Raw genomic sequence first — 16,434 nt, 5'->3', positions numbered from 1 at the left:
TTTGTCCAAAGCGACAAAGAAACGAAGCAAAGAAAACGCTTTTAACCGCTCTACCCTAAGTGTCCACAGCGTGCAGTTTTGATTCATAGGTGCCCCAAAAGCACGGTGCTCGCCAGAGCACCGGATGTGTGAAAGCCTCCTTCTCCGAACACGGGTTCTGACACGCTTCGCCACCAGTGATTGAACCTGCCCAAGGTTCACCCCGCGCTATCCGCGTAAAACCTTTTGATCAAATTGCTAAGTTTTTTTACTCGAAGCGCCGCGCCAGCAGACACAGGATTTCATACATGAGCGTGGCGGCGACAAGTGCTGTGTTGCCGCTCGGATCATAGGGCGGTGACACCTCTACTACGTCGCCGCCAACCCAGTTCAAACCGTCCAGTCCGCGTAGCAGCGCGAGCGTTTCGCGTGTCGTCAGTCCACCTATCTCAGGCGTGCCCGTGCCCGGTGTGTAGACCGGATCCAGACCGTCTACATCGAGTGAAAGATACGTCGGGCCATCGCCCACGAACTTACGCGCTTCATCAATGATCGCGCCCATACCTCGCGCCTCAACCTCTTCGATAAACACCACTCGCATGCCGCTTTCAAGCGAATAACGCCAGCCCTCATCCGAATTTTGCGCGCCCCGAATGCCGATCTGGATGGTTCGCCTCGGGTCCAGCAAGCCTGCTTCCACCGCGCGGCGAAACGGTGCGCCGTGCGTAAATTTCGATCCCTTGAAACTGTCCCATGTGTCGGTGTGCGCATCGATATGCACCATCCCAATAGGCTGCTTCGGCGCCATCGCCTGGAAGATCGGATACGTTATTGAATGATCGCCACCCGCGCTCAAAGGGATCTTGCCGGCCGCAAATATAGGCTCAAAGAAGCGACGGATGTCCTCGTGCGAGCGTTCAAGATGGTAGAGGTCGGTGAACGGGACATCGCCTATGTCACCCACGCGGCATACATCGAAGGGGTTGAAACGCGTTACATGATGGATCGCGCGCGTCATGCTCGACATGTTGCGGATTTCGCGCGGGCCGAACCGCGCACCCGGACGAGCCGTGACGCCACCGTCGAACGGCACGCCGGCCAGCACGATATCGAGTTCACTGATATCCGTGTAGTACGGCACGCGCATGAAGGTCGGGATGCCGCTGAAGCGGGGTAACGCCATCTGGGTTCGATCGGTGCCGGGCATGATGTTCTCGTCAGAAGGTAGGCGGTGTATTGGTCCACAGCACGCGTGCAACAGTCTTGCCAGGGTTGCGATAACTGTGCGGAACAGTACTGGGGAAATAGAAGGTGTCACCCGCATGCAACAGATAACGGTCATCGCCCAAGGTCAGTTCGAACTGGCCTTCGATCACATATCCCAGTTCTTCCCCGGCGTGGCTGATCTGCTCGTCGCTGCTTGCAAGCGGTTCGATCACGTGAATATCGCTTTGCAGCAGTTGTCCCGCAGCCGGGACGATCACCCGTTCAAGCATGATCGAAAGGCGCTTGCCGGCCGAAGGAAATTCGGTAGTGGGGCGCTCGTTTGCACGCTGCACGGGCGAGGTGTTGATGTCCGGTCCCGAGACGAGCGCGCCCACGTTGGTCGACAACGCCAACGCGATTTTATGAAGCGTCGCGAGCGAGGGCTGGGCGTGACCACCCTCGAGTTTGGACAACATGCTTTCCGAGCAACCTGCTTCCGCTGCGAGCGCTTTGAGCGTCAATTGCTTCACCATCCGCGCGTGTTTCAGCCGCACGCCGAGCGTAGCAGCCGGGTCAAGCTGGACCTCGGGCGCCTTGCTTATCGCTCGGTTCGGGTTCGCTGGTTTGCGTGCTGCGGTTTTTTTTGTGGCCACGGAAAGCGTTTCCTAAAAGTAAGGGGATCTACGCGAGCACCGTGAACTCGACTTCCAGCGGATTCAACGCGTTGATCGGAATAATATCCTGCGGGCACGCAGACATAACGACAACGCAATCCATGAGCGCCTTGATCTCCACGTAATCACCCGCCTTCGATACCGGCGCAAGCCATTCAATGGAATAGTCCGGCTTGATCGGAATGTTCATCCACAGGTTGAAGGGTTGCGGTACTTCGCGGGCGCGCAGGCCGATCGCTTTCAGCGCAAGCCGCATGTTGTCGGCGCAGTTGTCGTGATAGCCGGCCACACCCAGGTTCTTGTATCGATACAAATCGCATGCGGCCATCAGCGTGTCGTGCACGCCCGGGGACGTGTCCGTGACCAGCTCGGCAATCGGCCGGCGATGATTGGTCATCAGCGGATCGCCTGCTTGCGGAATCACCTTGTCGAGCGACGCACGAGCATGTTCGAACGACAGGAATTCGTCGAGGTGGCCGGCGTTGAAGATCCACGTATCGCAGACCTGCGTGCCGTGCGTGTTCGTGATGCGGATTGTCTGGCCCGACTGCACCCGTACCGCGCGGCCATTGCGTGCCGGCACTGTGTAGGTCTTGCCGATCTCCGGGGTGCCGTCGGCGGAAATGGGCTCCCGCAGCGTGGCGTTCTCGCCGAGTGCATGGCTGTTGTCGTGATGATGTTCAACGTGCGGCGTGCTCATGGTGACTCCTTCAGTCATATCGGTTTCAAGGTGCTTCGTTGCAAAGATGTACCAGGCAATGCGCCAGCGCGCGTGCGCCCAGTACGAGGTGATCGTCGTCGGTGGCTTCCTGCGGGTTGTGGCTGATGCCGCCGCGACTCGGAACAAACAGCATCCCGCTCGGGCAATGTTTCGCGAGATACATGGCGTCGTGGAATGCGCCTGACGTGATGTTGAGCGAAGGCGCGCCCAGCGCGTGGCATGCATCGGCTACGCGCTGGATCACGGCGGGCGCGAAGTCCACGGGCGCATGGATGAACAGCGCTTTCGATGTCACGGCGTGCCGTGCGAGGCAATTCGCAAGCTGCCGATCGAACGAGTGGAGGACCGCCGGGTTCGGGTGGCGAAAGTCGACTGTGAACGTGACGTCCGATGCAATCGTGTTGATAGAATTCGGCAGCACGGTCCAGCGGCCGAAGGTGATGCGGGTATCGTCGCCGCCTAGCTGATGCGCGAAGGCCGAGATCTCGGCACGAATGCATACGGCGAGCGTCATGGCGTCGTGGCGGGCATGCATTGGCGTGGTGCCGGCATGCGCCGCGACGCCTTTGCAATGCACCGCATACCATCGCACCCCTTGAATTCCCTGCACCACACCCAACGGAACATTGGCGAGTTCCAATAGGGGCCCTTGTTCAATATGCAATTCGATAAACGCGTGCGCAGTCTTCCCTGTCACACGTGTCACAAGCGATGGAAACGCTTCGCGATGTACGGCGAGGGCGCTGTCGAGCGAGATGCCATCCGTGTCTTTCGCTTGGCCGTAGCGCTCGATCAATGCCGGATCGACAAACGCGCTCGATCCCATGGCGCCCGGCTGGAAGCGCGTGCCTTCTTCGTTAGTCCATGCCACCACTTCGAGCGGGCGGCGCGTGCGGATGCCGGCGTCGTTGAGCGCGGCGAGGCATTCCAAGCCCGCGAGGACGCCATAGCAGCCATCGAGTTTGCCGCCGGTCGGCTGGGTATCGACGTGGCTGCCGGTCATCACTGGTGGAAGATCTTCAAGACCAGGCCGACGGAAAAACAGGTTAGCGCATGCGTCGGTACGGACCGTACAGCCGAGCGCGATGGCCCGGTCGATCAGAAAACGCCGCGCGTCCAGATCGGTGGGAGACAGCGCGGGGCGATCCACCCCGCCGTCTTCACGTGCGCCGAAGCGAGCGAGCGCTTCGATCGATTCGAGCAGACGCGATGCATCGATACAAGAGGCGGCCTCGAGTGCGTCATTAGAGATCATGCGACCCCCGCGACAGAGGTCAGGCTGCGGTCGAACCACGGCTTCAGGAACTGCTGCAAACGCGCCGTGCGGGTGTTGCCGAAGATCTGTTCCGGCGGTCCGGCTTCAACGATCCGTCCGGCCTCCATGAACACCACGTGGTCAGAGATTTTCGCGGCGAAGCTCATCTCGTGCGTGACCATGACCATCGTCATGCCGTCTTGCGCGAGCGAACGGATCACGCTCAATACTTCTTCCACGAGTTCCGGATCAAGGGCGGAGGTCGGTTCGTCGAGGAGCATGACTTCGGGTTCGATCGCCAGCGCGCGTGCGATGCCCACGCGTTGTTGCTGACCGCCGCTCAGGGATGCGGGGTAGGCATCGGCCTTTCCGGCAAGGCCAACACGCGTCAGCGCGGCCAACGCCCGTTTATGAGCATCGGACTTGCCTGTCTTCTTCGATAACACCAGCGGCGCGGCCACGTTGCCGAGCACGGTCATGTGCGGCCAGAGATTGAATTGCTGAAACACCATGGAGACAGGCCGGCGAACTTCCGCGATGCTCTTCTCACTATCGCGATCACGCTCCGAACGCCCTGCGGAGCGATAACCGAGCAACTGGCCTTTGATCCATACCTCGCCTTCATCGTAGGCTTCGAGAAAGTTCATGCAGCGCAACGCGGTCGTCTTGCCAGAACCTGAGGGCCCGATCAGCGAGACGATTTCACCGCGCGTCACAGCGAGATCAATGCCCTTGAGGACGCGATTAGCGCCATACGATTTACCCACGGCACGCAGTTCTAGAATGGGCAATGAGCTCATGAGGTTTTCCGCGAAGGAGCAATCAGCGCTTGCGCCCAACGGGCAGCGAGGGCGATACATTGCGTAAGGAGCCAGTAGCACACGATCAACATCGCGTACGGAGCGATGTACGTATAAGTCGACGAAACGATGTCGCTTGCTGTCATCGTCAATTCGGGCACGGTGATGATCGACGCAACCGCACTTTCCTTGATGACGAGAATGGTTTGATTGGCGAGCAACGGAATGGCGAAGGCGATCGCCTGAGGCATTTCGATGTTGCGAAAAGCAGACCATCGGCTGATGCCAAATGCGCGGGCTGCTTCCCCGTGTCCGCGCGGAATGCTGCCCCAGCCGGCGCGAAAAATCTCCGCGAAGTACGCGGCTGAATAAAACGCGAGTGACACAATAGTGGCCTGCACGGCTGTCATGGTGATGCCGATCACGGGCAAGCCGAAATAGACAATCACCAGTTGCGACAGATACGGCGTACCGCGCACGAGCCACACATACACGCGATAAGGCACCGCAAACCAGCGCGGAAACTGCAGCCGAAACGCATTGAGGACGAAGCCGCCCAGCGCGCCAATGAAGGCCGCGAGCAAGCTGACCTCAAGCGTAACGAGGATGGCATCGGCGAAGCGCGGTATGAGTGAAATGAAACTGTTCATGGCCGGCTCATCCTCGACCCGCCACACGCCGTTCGATTCCCCGGCCGGCCAGCGACAGCAGGGAAGTGATCGCGAGATAAAAGCAGGCAGCGAGCGTATAGACTTCGAGCGGCCGGTAACTGACCGAAGACAGTTGCTGCCCGACGCGCATAAGGTCCGTGACCGCAATGACCGACACAACCGCCGACGCCTTCACAATATCGATCATCTCCGACACCAGCGCCGGCAGCGTCAACGCAACGACTTGTGGAATCTCCACATGCCATAAGGTCTGGCGGCGCGTGAGATTGAAGGTCTGTGCCGCTTCGATCTGCCCGCGCGGAATCGCGCGAAAGCCGGTTCCCAGGATCTGCGACTGATACGCCGCCGTATTCATCGACAGACCCACAGCCGCCGCGATCACCCCGGGGATGGCCCACCCGAGTCCCGAGGGCACGTAGTAGAACACCAGCAATTGCGCGAGCACGGGCGTACCGCGAAAGACGCTCACGTAGACGCGTGCGGCGGTGGCCAGCGTGCGGCTTTTGCTCGCCGACATCATGTAGATGAAGATGCCCGCGAAGAAGCCGCATGCCACCGCGATGGCCGAGAGCCACAGTGTCGTAATGGCGCCGTCCAGCAGTTGCGGCAGATAGCCGAGACAACGCGCGATGAGATCGGGTGGGTTCATAGGGTTTGATGCCGCTTACATCGACGGCTCAGGCATGGCGTCGGCGGGGACATCCATGGTTGTGCCGAACCACTTCATCTGCAGTGCCTTCATCGTGCCGTCATGATTCGCGCGAGCAATGGCGTCGCTGAAGAGCTTGAGCAGCGTTGCGCTGTCCGCGTCCTTGCGTGCGACCCACGCGAAATAACTCTTCGGTCCAATGCTTTGCGGCAAGACGGTGAACACACCCGGACGCGACTTCAGCAATGGCCCGAGATTCGCGACCGATTGTGCGACCGCGTCCAGCCGTCCGATCGCCAGGTCTGCGTAAGCCTCATCGAACGCGACGTATTGCTTGATCTGCTTGATTCCCGGGCCGCCAGCGGCTTTCAGATTCTTGTCGAGCGTCATCAGTGCCTGCAACTGCGCCGAGCCCGTTTGCGATCCGACGATCTTCCCGTTCAGGTCAGTAGGTGACTTGATGGAAGCTTCGTTCGAACGCACCAGGACGCCCGCGGTTGCATCGGCGATGGGTAGCGTGAACGCGAAGTGGCTCGCCCGATCCTTGTTGACGGTGACGGCCGTGATCACCATGTCGAAGCGTTTTGCGTCGAGACCCGGCAGCAAGCCCTGGAACGGCAGGTCGAGTTGCTTGAGCTGGACGTCGGGCAACGACTTCAACACGTATTGCAGGAGGTCAGTGTCATAGCCCACGATCTTGCCGTTCTCAACGGATTCGAACGGTGCATAACGCGCTTCCGTTCCCACCGTGATCTCCTTGTTCGCTTTTATGCGGGCAAGCAGATCGCCGCTTTGCGCGTGACTCGGTATCGACGCGCACAGCGCAAGCGCGCCGGTCATCGACAAGACAAACATACGAAGTGACTTATGCATGATGCTCCCGTGCGGCCACGCCGCAAAGAGGGGTTAGTGAGCGTATTCAAGTAACTTGAATGAAATTCACTATGCATGAAGTGTGCCACATGAAAAGGGCTTGTGGCGAGATGTTTCGGCGTGGCCGGCATGCACCGCAGTGGGATTTGAACGTACTCAGGCACCGATAAAGTGCGGTCGTGCACGGCATTGTCGTCTCGGCGATCTTCGCGTTCATCTTTTCGTGGAACGACCTGCTGTATGCGCTCGTCCTCACGCGCACCGATGCCATCACGTCGCCGGTGGCTGCGACCAGCTACATGAGCGGGTACGAACTGCCGTGGGCGAGATCATGGCCACCGGTACGCTGATTGTGCTGCCGATGGTCGTATTCGCGCTGGCCGTATCGGGCCGGCTGGTGCAGGGGCTCACCATGGGCGCGGTGAAATGACGGGTGAATCAATGGGTGAATTAACGGGTGATTTAAGATCCGTCCGTCCCTACAGAAATCGATAAAGCTCATGAATAAAGCCGTGCCGACCGCCGTCCCCCCGCTTGCTGAACCTTCTACAGATCCGTCCGTTGATCCCGAGGAGGAACTGCAGGCGCGGGTAGCCTGGCATTACTACGTCGGCAATCTCACGCAGCAGGAGATTGCGCAGCGTATTGGCAGCAACCGGGTGCGGGTCAACCGGCTGCTGGCCGCAAGCCGGGAATCCGGCATGGTGCAGATCACCATCAACAACCGTCTCGCGCCGTGCGTGGCGCTGGAGGAAGCGCTGATGAAGCGCTTTGGCCTGGAGGCCGCTGTGGTTGTGCCGACCGGCGCCGACACCGAAGCCAATATGGCCGCGCTTGGCATCGGCGCGGCGAACTATCTGTCGCGGCAGATCGAGGCGGGGCAGACGATTGGACTTGGTTGGGGGCGCACCATTCGCGCCGTGTTGCGGGCGTTGCCGCAGCGCGCGTATGGGCCGATATCGGCGGTGTCTTTACAAGGTGGCTTGTCGCATTGCCCAAGCATCAACACCTTCGACATCGTGTCTGACTTCGCCAATCTATGTCAGGCGGATGGTTTTCTATTTGCCGCGCCAATCTATGTGAGCAGTCAGAAAGTACGCGACATGCTGCTGCAGGAAGACGCGGTGCGTGAGACCTACGAACGCGCGCGCCAATCGGACCTGGCTTTGCTGACGTGCGGGGATCTGACGGAGTCGCTGGTGGTGACCTATGGCATCAATGACCCGGAGCAAGTACGTACGCTGGAAAAAGCCGGTGCAGTAGGCGACATGCTTGGGCATTTCATGGATGCCGACGGAGAGGCAATCGATCATCCGTTGAATCGCCGCACAGTGGCGATCACGCTGGACGACCTGCGCAAGATAGGGCGCGTCGTGCTGGTCAGCGGCGGCACGAAGAAATTTGTCGTCACGCGAGCGGCGCTGCGCGGCCGTTATCCGTCGGTGCTCGTCACCGACGAAGACACCGCACAGCGTCTGTGCAACGAACCCTGAGAAAACGATGAACGTGGACCGCAATCGCGAATTCGCCGGCAAGACTGTCCTCGTTACCGGGGCGGGCAAGGGCATAGGTTATGCGACCGCTATCCTGATGGCGGAGCGTGGCGCGTACGTGGTTGCGTTGAGCCGGTCGCAGTCGGATCTCGATGCACTGAGCAATATGATCCATTGCAAGACGATCACCGTCGATCTCGCTGATGCCGCCGCCACGCTCGCCGCCGCGCAGCAGGCAAGCGAGGCGCAGTCCGTCGATCTGCTGGTGAACTGCGCGGGCATCGTGGAGCTGGAGTCGTTTCTCGACACGTCAGTCGATGCCTTCGATCGCACCATGGCGGTCAACGTGCGCGCCGCGATGATCATCGCGCAGGAATATGCGCGCCGCGTGATCGCGCGAGGCACCGGCGGCGCGATCGTCAACGTGTCGAGCATCGCCGCGCAGGTCGGCACGCCGTTGCATGCGGCGTATTGCGCGTCGAAGGCTGCACTCGACGCGCTGACCCGCGTGATGGCGGTCGAGCTCGGCGTGCATGGTATCCGCGTCAACACGGTCAATCCGGTCGTCACCCTGACGCCGATGGCCGAGAAGGTCTGGAGCGAGCCTGCGAAATCCGCGCCCATGCTCGCCCGCATTCCCCTGCAACGATTCGTGCAGCCCGATGAAGTGGCGCGCACGATTGCCTACTTGCTCAGCAGCGACTCGAGCATGGTCAACGGCGTAAGCCTTGTTGTAGACGGCGGTTTTCAGGCCGGCTGATCTCACTACTTTTACTCATAGCAGAGGGCTTCAATCATGGAAGCACTGGTTCTCGAAGAAGCGCGTCGCATCAGCTTGCGCCCGTTCACGTTGCCGCAAGTCGTCGGTGCGCGAGATGTCCGCATTCGCATCAATACGGTCGGCATTTGCGGCAGCGATATCCACTACTACCAACACGGCCGGATCGGCCCGTTCGTTGTCAATGAGCCGATGGTCCTGGGTCACGAAGCGGCAGGAACCGTGATCCAGATCGGCGATGAAGTGAAGCATCTGAAAGTTGGGGATCGCGTCTGCATGGAACCGGGCGTACCCGACATGGAGTCACGCGCGTCGCGCGAGGGCATGTACAACCTCGACCCGAGCGTGCGTTTCTGGGCCACGCCGCCGGTGCATGGTTGCCTGACGCCGTTCGTCGTGCACCCCGCGGCGTTCACGTTCAAGCTGCCGGACAGCGTGAGTTTTGCGGAAGGCGCGATTGTCGAGCCGCTGGCTATCGGCATGCAGGCGGTAACGAAGGCGCGGATAAAACCGGGGGATGTAGCCGTTATTCTGGGCGCCGGTACGATCGGCATGATGTGTGCGCTGGCTGCGCTCGCCGGAGGATGCAGCCGCGCGATCGTGTGCGATCTCGTGCCGGAAAAGCTCGCGTTGATTGGCAACGTGCAGGGCGTGACCGCAGTCAACATTCGCGACCGGCGTGTACAGGACGTGGTGTCGGAACTCACCGACGGCTGGGGCGCGAACGTCGTGTTCGAAGCCAGCGGCAACGAAAAAGCGTTCGATGGCATTGTCGATCTGCTGTGCCCCGGTGGTTGCCTCGTGCTGGTCGGGATGCCGCAACAAGCCGTGCCTATCGATATAGTCGCGGTGCAGATCAAGGAAGTGCGGATCGAGTCCGTGTTCCGCTACGCCAACATGTTCCCGCGCGCGATCCAGTTGATCGCATCGGGCAGGCTCGACGTCAAACCGTTCATCTCGCGCTCGTTTGCTTTCGCGGACGGCATCAAGGCATTCGAAGAAGCCGCCAGCGGCAACCCCACCGACGTGAAGGTTCAGATCGTCATGGAATAGCAGGGTGTTTTAGCTTTGACCTGAGTTCTAGTTCAGGTCCATTGCTCCAGCAATGGACCTTCGCGCCCGCCAACGGGATCGCTGTGTGGAAACGGCAACGCTTCCATCGCAGCGATTTCTCCCTCGGATAACGCATCGCGCCGGATATCCCATTGCTGTCCTTCGGGGTACGCGCCGACCACCTGAAACCGCCCTTCCGTTGCTTGCAGGCAGTGGCCGGTTCCGGCAGGAAGCAGCACGACATCTCCCGCATCCAGCGAGACGACCAGACCGCCGGGCCCACCGATAATCACCTCCGCTTTACCTGATATCGCCCCAAGCACTTCATGCGCCGTGGAGTGAAAGTGGTGATAGTCGAAGATGCTGTCGCGCCACTGCGGCGGCCATTCATTACGGGCGAACAGCGCTTCGAATGCCGGGCCGAGATCCTTGCGCGAAGGAGAAAGTACACGCCGATAAAGCAGCACCGGCAAGCGCCGGTTGTTCGGGACCCATGCGTGCGGCGTCAGCCTGAGGATTTCATATTCGAGGTCTGAAGCGTGGCGGGCGGACTGCAGATCGTGCTTCATGAAAGCTCCTTGATCGGACCAGAGGACGAAGGTTCTGTCCACACCAGCGTTTTACGTGCCCGTGGTCCGGTGCACGCCAGCACAAGCGCCCCTCATCGCGTTGAAAAAACTACTCCCCCAGTGGCCGTAAAAACGCTTTCGCAAAATCTTCCATATTCAATACTATTTACTGTCATAAAGCTTTCATTAATGAAACTTACACTTCGCCTTCACCGCGCAACCCTCGACTCATGATCCAGACGCTCAGGCGTTTCAATGACAGGGTGCGCTGGCCCCCACCCAATAGAAACCGGACCAGACGACATGCAAGAGCAGCCCAACGTATCGCGCCGTAAAGCCCTCAAACTGCTCGTGGGCGCACCCATGCTGCCGCTAGGCGCGTTCTCCGTTTCCACGCTTTTAGCAGGCTGTGGTGGCGACAGCGCGACCGCACCAGCAACGTCGGCATCGTTCAAGTCCGCTTCGTTCGCTTCCATGGCCGCGCCGTCGCTGGCGGACCCGGCCGCCATGGCGACCACCACGGTCGCCTCCACGCTCACGGTCAGCTACAGCGACGGCACCACGCAAGCCTACAAGCTCGCCTACCAGCCGTTCTTCGTGACCGGCGACAAAGTGCCGAACGGCAGCGGCGGAACAACACTCGCGGGTGGTCACTACGACATCAACAACCAGCCGATCATCGATCAATCCGTGTCGGGCAAAGAGCGCCAGTTCTTCTCGGATTGCCCGGACGGCACGTCGCTGCTCTCACTCGATAAACCCACGGTTGCCGGCATCAAGGGAAAGGCCGTATTCGCAGTCGTGCAGTTCGAATATGCGACGCGCGACCAGAGCCTCGTGTCGACGTATGGACAGTTGCCTTCGCCTATCGCAGTGCTCACGCTCGATCAGGATCAGACGACCGGCAAACTCACGCTCGTGAAATATCACAACGTAGATACGTCGAAAGCGAACGGATTGTGGATCACGTGCGGCGCGAGCCTGTCGCCGTGGAACACGCATCTGTCGAGCGAAGAGTACGAGCCGGATGCCACGGTCATTTCAACCAATAGCCAGTTCAAGGCGTTCAGCACGAGTCTCTATGGCGACGCGAGCCGTGCGAACCCCTACAACTATGGCCATCTCCCCGAAGTCACGGTGAACCCGGACGGCACGGGCACGATCAAGAAACACTACAACCTCGGGCGCATCTCGCATGAACTGGTGCAGGTGATGCCGGACAAACGCACCGTCATGATGGGCGACGACGCGACCAACGGCGGGCTCTTCATGTTCATCGCGGATCGGGCGGAGGACTTGTCATCGGGCACGCTGTATGTGGCGAAGTGGGCGCAGACATCATCGGCGGGCGCGGGCTCGGCCAACCTGACGTGGATCAGGATTGGCAATGCGACGAGCGCGGAGATCGAAGCAATGGCCGCGAAGCTGAAAGCATCGGACATCATGGATGTGAGCACGAAGGACCCGCTCGACGCGAGCCTCACGAAGATCAATTTCAACGGCACGTTCAACTGGATCCGCATCAAGCCCGGCATGGAGAAGGCAGCGGCGTTCCTGGAGACGCATCGCTATGCGGCGTATATCGGCGGGAGCATGGGCTTTACAAAACTCGAAGGCACGACGATCAACGCGAAGGACAAGATCGTGTACACCGCGATGTCACGCGTCGAGAAGTCGATGGTCAAGGGCAACGCGGCGTCCACAGACGTAGCCGTCGATAAAACCATCAACGCCGGTGCGGTCTATGCGTTGAACCTGAGAGCGGGGCAGAGGGACACGAGTGGTACGGCGATCAACAGCGAATGGGTGCCGGTCGACATGGCCGCGCCGGCAGCGCTGGTGGGCGAAGACCTCTCATCGCCCGATGCGCTCGGCAATACCGCGAACGCGGCCAAGATCGCGAACCCGGACAACCTGAAGTTCTCTGAGAAGCTGCGCACGCTCTTTATCGGCGAAGATTCTGGCATGCATGTGAACAACTTTCTGTGGGCCTACAACGTGGACATGCAGACGCTGTCACGCGTGCTGTCGTGTCCGGCCGGTGCGGAATCGACCGGCCTTCATGCGGTCGACGAGATCAACGGCTGGACCTACATCATGAGCAACTTCCAGCACGCGGGTGACTGGGAAAGCCCGGTCCACGACAAGGTAAAGGCCGCGCTCGACCCTATCGTGCGGGCCAACTTCAAGGACCGCTTCGGCGCCACGGTCGGTTACCTGACCGCGGACGCCTCAAGCATCAAGCTCGCCAAAGGCTGATCGAGCAGGTCAGCTCCCCTTGTGATAACCATCGTCCAGGGTATGCAGGAACGCGATGATGTCCTTCATCTCCTGATCCGTCATCGCGGGCTTGTCGCCGAACTTGCGGTCGAACGGCGCATCCGTCACGTCGATGTTCGCGTGCAGCTTCTCCGGAAGGTCGTCGTACTTGTTGACCTTGCCGTCCGCGCCCTTCGGATAGAACTTCTCCGGTGCGGTGTTGCGGTCGTTGTAGAACGACATGACGTCGTCCAGCGAATGATAGACGCCATTATGGAAGAATACTTGCCGTGTAGCTGCGTTCCGGAGCGTGGGCGTGAGGAACATGCCGCAATACTGCGTCTGGTCCTTTATGTCGTCACGGAAGGGGCCGCACACGCCCATGTCGAAGAACTTCGGATCGTGGTTGATCGCAAGCGCGGTGTTACGCGGGACGCCGAGCGCTTCGTACTGGTAGTCGGTAAACATCGGCGGCACGCTGTCGGAACTGGGCTTGGACAAATGACAGCCGGCACAGTTGGCCTTGTCGGGATCGTTGAAGAGACGTAAGCCGTGCAGCTCCGCTTGCGTCAGGCTTGCCTTGCCTTCGAGCCAGTAGTCGTACTTGCTTGTGTACGGATGAAACGACTGCTCTTCGACCTGATAACGCGCGATCGCAAACATGGCCTCGGAAACGGTGAGGTCCGTGCTCTGGAAAATGTGCGGGCCGAACAGCTTCGTAAAGTCGTCCTTGTACGCTGTGCGCTGCAATTTCGCGGCGACATCGGCTTCGCTCGTGTTGGCCATTTCCACCGGGTTAAGCATTGGGCCAGACGCTTGTGCCTGCAGCGTATCGGCGCGGCCGTCCCAGAAGAATCCGCCTTGCGGCACCATGGCCGGCGCAGCGGGCGCTACGCCCGCGTTCTTTTGCGCCTTGGCTGTGCCAGCGGCTTGCGAGGCGAGGGCGGCGAAATCCGGCGGAGCTTCGGCTTCACCGGCATCGGGGCCAATGCTGAAGTTAGGCTGCAAATACAGGTACATCAGGGAAGGCGGCGGACGGTAGCCTTCCAGATTCATGTGCGGTCCGCCGAGCTGCACGGACAGTTTGTTTGGCGGGCCATAGGCGTGGTCCGGGCTGTGGCAGGACGCACACGATTGTTTTCCGGATCCGGACAGCGACTCGTCAAAGAAAATCTTCTGGCCAAGTTGAGCGACCGCGCTCAACGGCGCGACCGGCGGGCGGGAGAGTACAACAGGATTCGGGTTGGCACCCGTCAGGTCTTCCACGATGGCGCCCACGCGGGCCGGTACTTGCGAGGGGAAGGCTACGGCCCATGCGCTGAATGCGGCGGCGCCGAGAACCACGGCGGCAATGCAGCCGAGCAAGATGTGTTTCGGGCGAGGAAAGCGTGACTTCAAGTTTGGCTTCTCGCCGGCGTTAGGCGTGACCGGAGGTATGACGGTGTGCGACATGTTAACCAGGATGCAGAGGCAGCATTGAAAAAACGCCGCCGGCCAATTGCTCGGCGGCGACGCGACAAGAACACTACGGTCCGCGTCGGTGAACCGACGCGGACGTTCAGGCAACTATCAGATTGTGGGAACCGATGCGACCGGCGTACCCAGGTTCGGATCGACGAACAGCGTCGGGTTGTTACCCGCACCGCTGAAGTTGAACATGCCGTTGATGCTGCCGGCAGTGGCGTCGAACGAACCGCCACCAAGACGCGTTCCGTTGAGCCAGTTGTCTTCAATGAAGCGAACCACTGAAGCCTGGCTGATCTGCGTGTGGTCCACGTAGTTCACCTTGGCCCACGGCGAGATCACGACGAACGGAATACGCGTACCCGGACCGCAGCGGCCATTCACCGGCGCGCCCTTCACACCCAGCGGAGCCGTAGCCGTGCCGCACGTGCCGCCGCCATTCACCTGGTCGGCAATCGCGTCGAACGACGACGAGGTCGGGACTGCGTAGGCATGGTCGTACCAGCCGTCCGAGTCATCCCACGCCACGATCACAGCGGTGCTCGCCCAGTCCGGCTGTTGCTGCAAGAAGTTGACGATCTTCGCCGTGAAAGCCTGTTCGTCGAGCGGATCCGAATAGCCTGCGTGGCCATCCTGGAACGCCGGCGCCTTGATGAAGCTGACGGACGGATAGTTGCCGGCCTTGACGGTAGCGAAGAAGTCGTCGGTGTCGTACTGGTGATTCGCCGGTTCCGGCGTCTTGCCATCCGCTTCAAGCGACAAGCCGATCACTGCCGCCGAGCTCGGGCGTGCGTGCGTCGGGTTCGCCGTCGATGCGAAGTACTGGAACCAGTTGTGGTGCGGTACGTAGTCGGCGGTTGCCTGACCCACCACCGGCGACAACGTGCTGCGCTTGCAACCCGTCGTGCCGTTGCTGTTCACGGTCGTGAGGTTGAAGCCGCCCATGAAGCCGCCCCACGAGATGTTTTGAGCGTTCAACAAGTCGCCGATGTTCTTGCTGGTCATCAACGCGGTGTCGGTCGTGCTCGAGCACGTGTCATTAGCCGGGTCAACGTCGTTGATCAGCGTGAAGCCGCCTTGACCGTCGTTCACGTAGTACGAACCCGTGGCCGTCGCGCTGACCGGGCCCGTGCTGAACTTGACCGGCTGCAAGCCGTTCGTTTGACCCGATATAACTTCAAGTGCGCCCGGCGTGGACGGGCCATAGGTAGACGTGTACGCGTTGTCGCTCATCGCGAACTTCTGCGCGTAGTTCCAGAGGGCGCCGACCGTGTTGCCGTCGTAGTAGCCCATGACCTGGCCAGCTGTGCCGAATGCGCCTGCGCCGCCTGCCGTGCCCTTACCCGTGTACTTCGGGAAGAGGTCGGCTGCGCCGTTGTCGTAGGCGTGTTGCTCGGCCGTGTACGCGTGGTTCTGGTCGGCGGTTGCGGCTTGCGTCCGGTCCAGGCGGAACGGATTGGCTGCGGCCGCGCCGTTGAGCTGGTTCGTGAAGTTCGGGTTGGCCGTCAGCAGCGTGCCGCTCAGGCCATTCACTGCCGGCGTGCCTGCTGCCGGCGTGAACGCCGGCTCGCCTGCCGGGTTCGATGCGTTCGGATAGGTAGCGAAGTAGTGATCAAACGAGACGTTCTCGTTATAGATCACGACTACGTGCTTGATGGGGGTAGCCGTCGCGATCCGGTTCTGGATGGATTGCGATGAACCTGGATTGCTGTTGCTGCCACCGCCGCAGGCATACAGGCCGATAGCCATTGCTGCAGTGGGTACGCCAACCATTAAGGCTCGACGAAACATGTGTGAAGCTCCCGATGTCGTTGTTTCAGTACTTGTGTGGCCGCGTGGCCTTTGGGGGACGGGTGCGGACTAGGATGCGGACTATTCCAAGACCTTTCTTTCGATCCGAGCGCATTGGAACACTTGCGTATGAACCCTAAAAGACGGTCTGCTTTCGCCGGGGTTACGTGGACATAACAAACAGAAAGAGTCGGTAAGG

The 16,434-nt window shown here is 60.4% G+C and carries 16 protein-coding genes; 5 read left to right on the top strand and 11 right to left on the bottom strand.

The features are described 5' to 3' along the window. Positions 1-247: 247 nt before the first annotated feature. The 8 genes from speB to GSQ93_RS23180 all read right to left on the bottom strand — a co-directional run bounded on the left by speB (position 248) and on the right by GSQ93_RS23180 (position 6,828). Positions 248-1,186 carry an agmatinase gene (gene speB, locus GSQ93_RS23215; protein ID WP_158937980.1) on the bottom strand — a complete coding sequence of 313 codons (939 nt, stop codon included), beginning with the start codon at positions 1,184-1,186 and terminating at the stop codon, positions 248-250. Between the two features lie 10 nt (positions 1,187-1,196). Further along, entirely contained in the window at positions 1,197-1,739 is a 543-nt protein-coding gene (locus GSQ93_RS23210) for a cupin domain-containing protein (protein ID WP_158937995.1), read from the bottom strand. A gap of 127 nt (positions 1,740-1,866) precedes the next feature. Then, positions 1,867-2,559, bottom strand: coding sequence for a DUF1989 domain-containing protein (locus GSQ93_RS23205; protein WP_158937979.1), 693 nt, complete (start codon positions 2,557-2,559; stop codon positions 1,867-1,869). A gap of 25 nt (positions 2,560-2,584) precedes the next feature. Further along, positions 2,585-3,835, bottom strand: coding sequence for a M20 family metallo-hydrolase (locus tag GSQ93_RS23200; RefSeq protein WP_158937978.1), 1,251 nt, complete (start codon positions 3,833-3,835; stop codon positions 2,585-2,587). Continuing rightward, a complete protein-coding gene (locus GSQ93_RS23195) occupies positions 3,832-4,635 on the bottom strand; it encodes an amino acid ABC transporter ATP-binding protein (protein ID WP_158937977.1) in 804 nt (267 codons plus the stop codon). The genes GSQ93_RS23200 and GSQ93_RS23195 overlap by 4 nt, the downstream gene beginning before the upstream one ends. After that, positions 4,632-5,285, bottom strand: coding sequence for an amino acid ABC transporter permease (locus GSQ93_RS23190; RefSeq protein WP_158937976.1), 654 nt, complete (start codon positions 5,283-5,285; stop codon positions 4,632-4,634). Before GSQ93_RS23190 ends, GSQ93_RS23195 begins: the two co-directional genes overlap by 4 nt. Before the next feature lie 7 nt (positions 5,286-5,292). After that, a complete protein-coding gene (locus GSQ93_RS23185) occupies positions 5,293-5,955 on the bottom strand; it encodes an amino acid ABC transporter permease (protein ID WP_158937975.1) in 663 nt (220 codons plus the stop codon). Between the two features lie 15 nt (positions 5,956-5,970). Then, positions 5,971-6,828 (bottom strand): transporter substrate-binding domain-containing protein, encoded by an 858-nt coding sequence (locus GSQ93_RS23180; RefSeq protein ID WP_158937974.1) that lies wholly within the window; start codon positions 6,826-6,828, stop codon positions 5,971-5,973. 179 nt (positions 6,829-7,007) lie between these two features. Here GSQ93_RS23180 and GSQ93_RS23175 point away from each other — a divergent pair, with 179 nt between their 5' ends. From GSQ93_RS23175 to GSQ93_RS23160, 4 genes are all read left to right on the top strand, one after another. Further along, the gene (locus GSQ93_RS23175; protein ID WP_254074000.1) at positions 7,008-7,178 is read left to right on the top strand and encodes a hypothetical protein; all 171 of its coding nucleotides are present in this window, start codon (positions 7,008-7,010) and stop codon (positions 7,176-7,178) included. 150 nt (positions 7,179-7,328) lie between these two features. After that, the gene (locus GSQ93_RS23170; protein WP_158937973.1) at positions 7,329-8,321 is read left to right on the top strand and encodes a sugar-binding transcriptional regulator; all 993 of its coding nucleotides are present in this window, start codon (positions 7,329-7,331) and stop codon (positions 8,319-8,321) included. A 7-nt stretch (positions 8,322-8,328) separates the two neighbouring features. Further along, complete coding sequence (locus tag GSQ93_RS23165; protein ID WP_158937972.1) at positions 8,329-9,081, top strand: SDR family oxidoreductase; 753 nt, start codon at positions 8,329-8,331, stop codon at positions 9,079-9,081. A 36-nt stretch (positions 9,082-9,117) separates the two neighbouring features. Continuing rightward, positions 9,118-10,152: an NAD(P)-dependent alcohol dehydrogenase gene (locus GSQ93_RS23160; protein WP_158937971.1), complete on the top strand. Its 1,035-nt coding sequence runs from the start codon at positions 9,118-9,120 to the stop codon at positions 10,150-10,152. 32 nt (positions 10,153-10,184) lie between these two features. Here the strand turns inward: GSQ93_RS23160 and GSQ93_RS23155 are convergent, their stop codons facing one another. Further along, positions 10,185-10,721, bottom strand: a complete 537-nt coding sequence (locus GSQ93_RS23155; RefSeq protein ID WP_158937970.1) for a cupin domain-containing protein — start codon at positions 10,719-10,721, stop codon at positions 10,185-10,187. A 303-nt stretch (positions 10,722-11,024) separates the two neighbouring features. Here GSQ93_RS23155 and GSQ93_RS23150 point away from each other — a divergent pair, with 303 nt between their 5' ends. Beyond that, the gene (locus GSQ93_RS23150; protein WP_158937969.1) at positions 11,025-12,980 is read left to right on the top strand and encodes a PhoX family phosphatase; all 1,956 of its coding nucleotides are present in this window, start codon (positions 11,025-11,027) and stop codon (positions 12,978-12,980) included. Between the two features lie 9 nt (positions 12,981-12,989). Here the strand turns inward: GSQ93_RS23150 and GSQ93_RS23145 are convergent, their stop codons facing one another. Next, positions 12,990-14,378: a cytochrome-c peroxidase gene (locus tag GSQ93_RS23145; protein ID WP_254073999.1), complete on the bottom strand. Its 1,389-nt coding sequence runs from the start codon at positions 14,376-14,378 to the stop codon at positions 12,990-12,992. A 171-nt stretch (positions 14,379-14,549) separates the two neighbouring features. Further along, positions 14,550-16,235, bottom strand: coding sequence for a phospholipase C (locus GSQ93_RS23140; protein ID WP_158937967.1), 1,686 nt, complete (start codon positions 16,233-16,235; stop codon positions 14,550-14,552). Positions 16,236-16,434 lie beyond the last annotated feature (199 nt).

Source organism: Burkholderia sp. S171, from assembly GCF_009766085.1.
In the GTDB taxonomy this organism is placed as follows: Bacteria; Pseudomonadota; Gammaproteobacteria; order Burkholderiales; family Burkholderiaceae; genus Caballeronia.
Note: the sequence above shows the minus strand (reverse complement) of the source record. Positions and strands in the feature narration are given on the sequence as shown.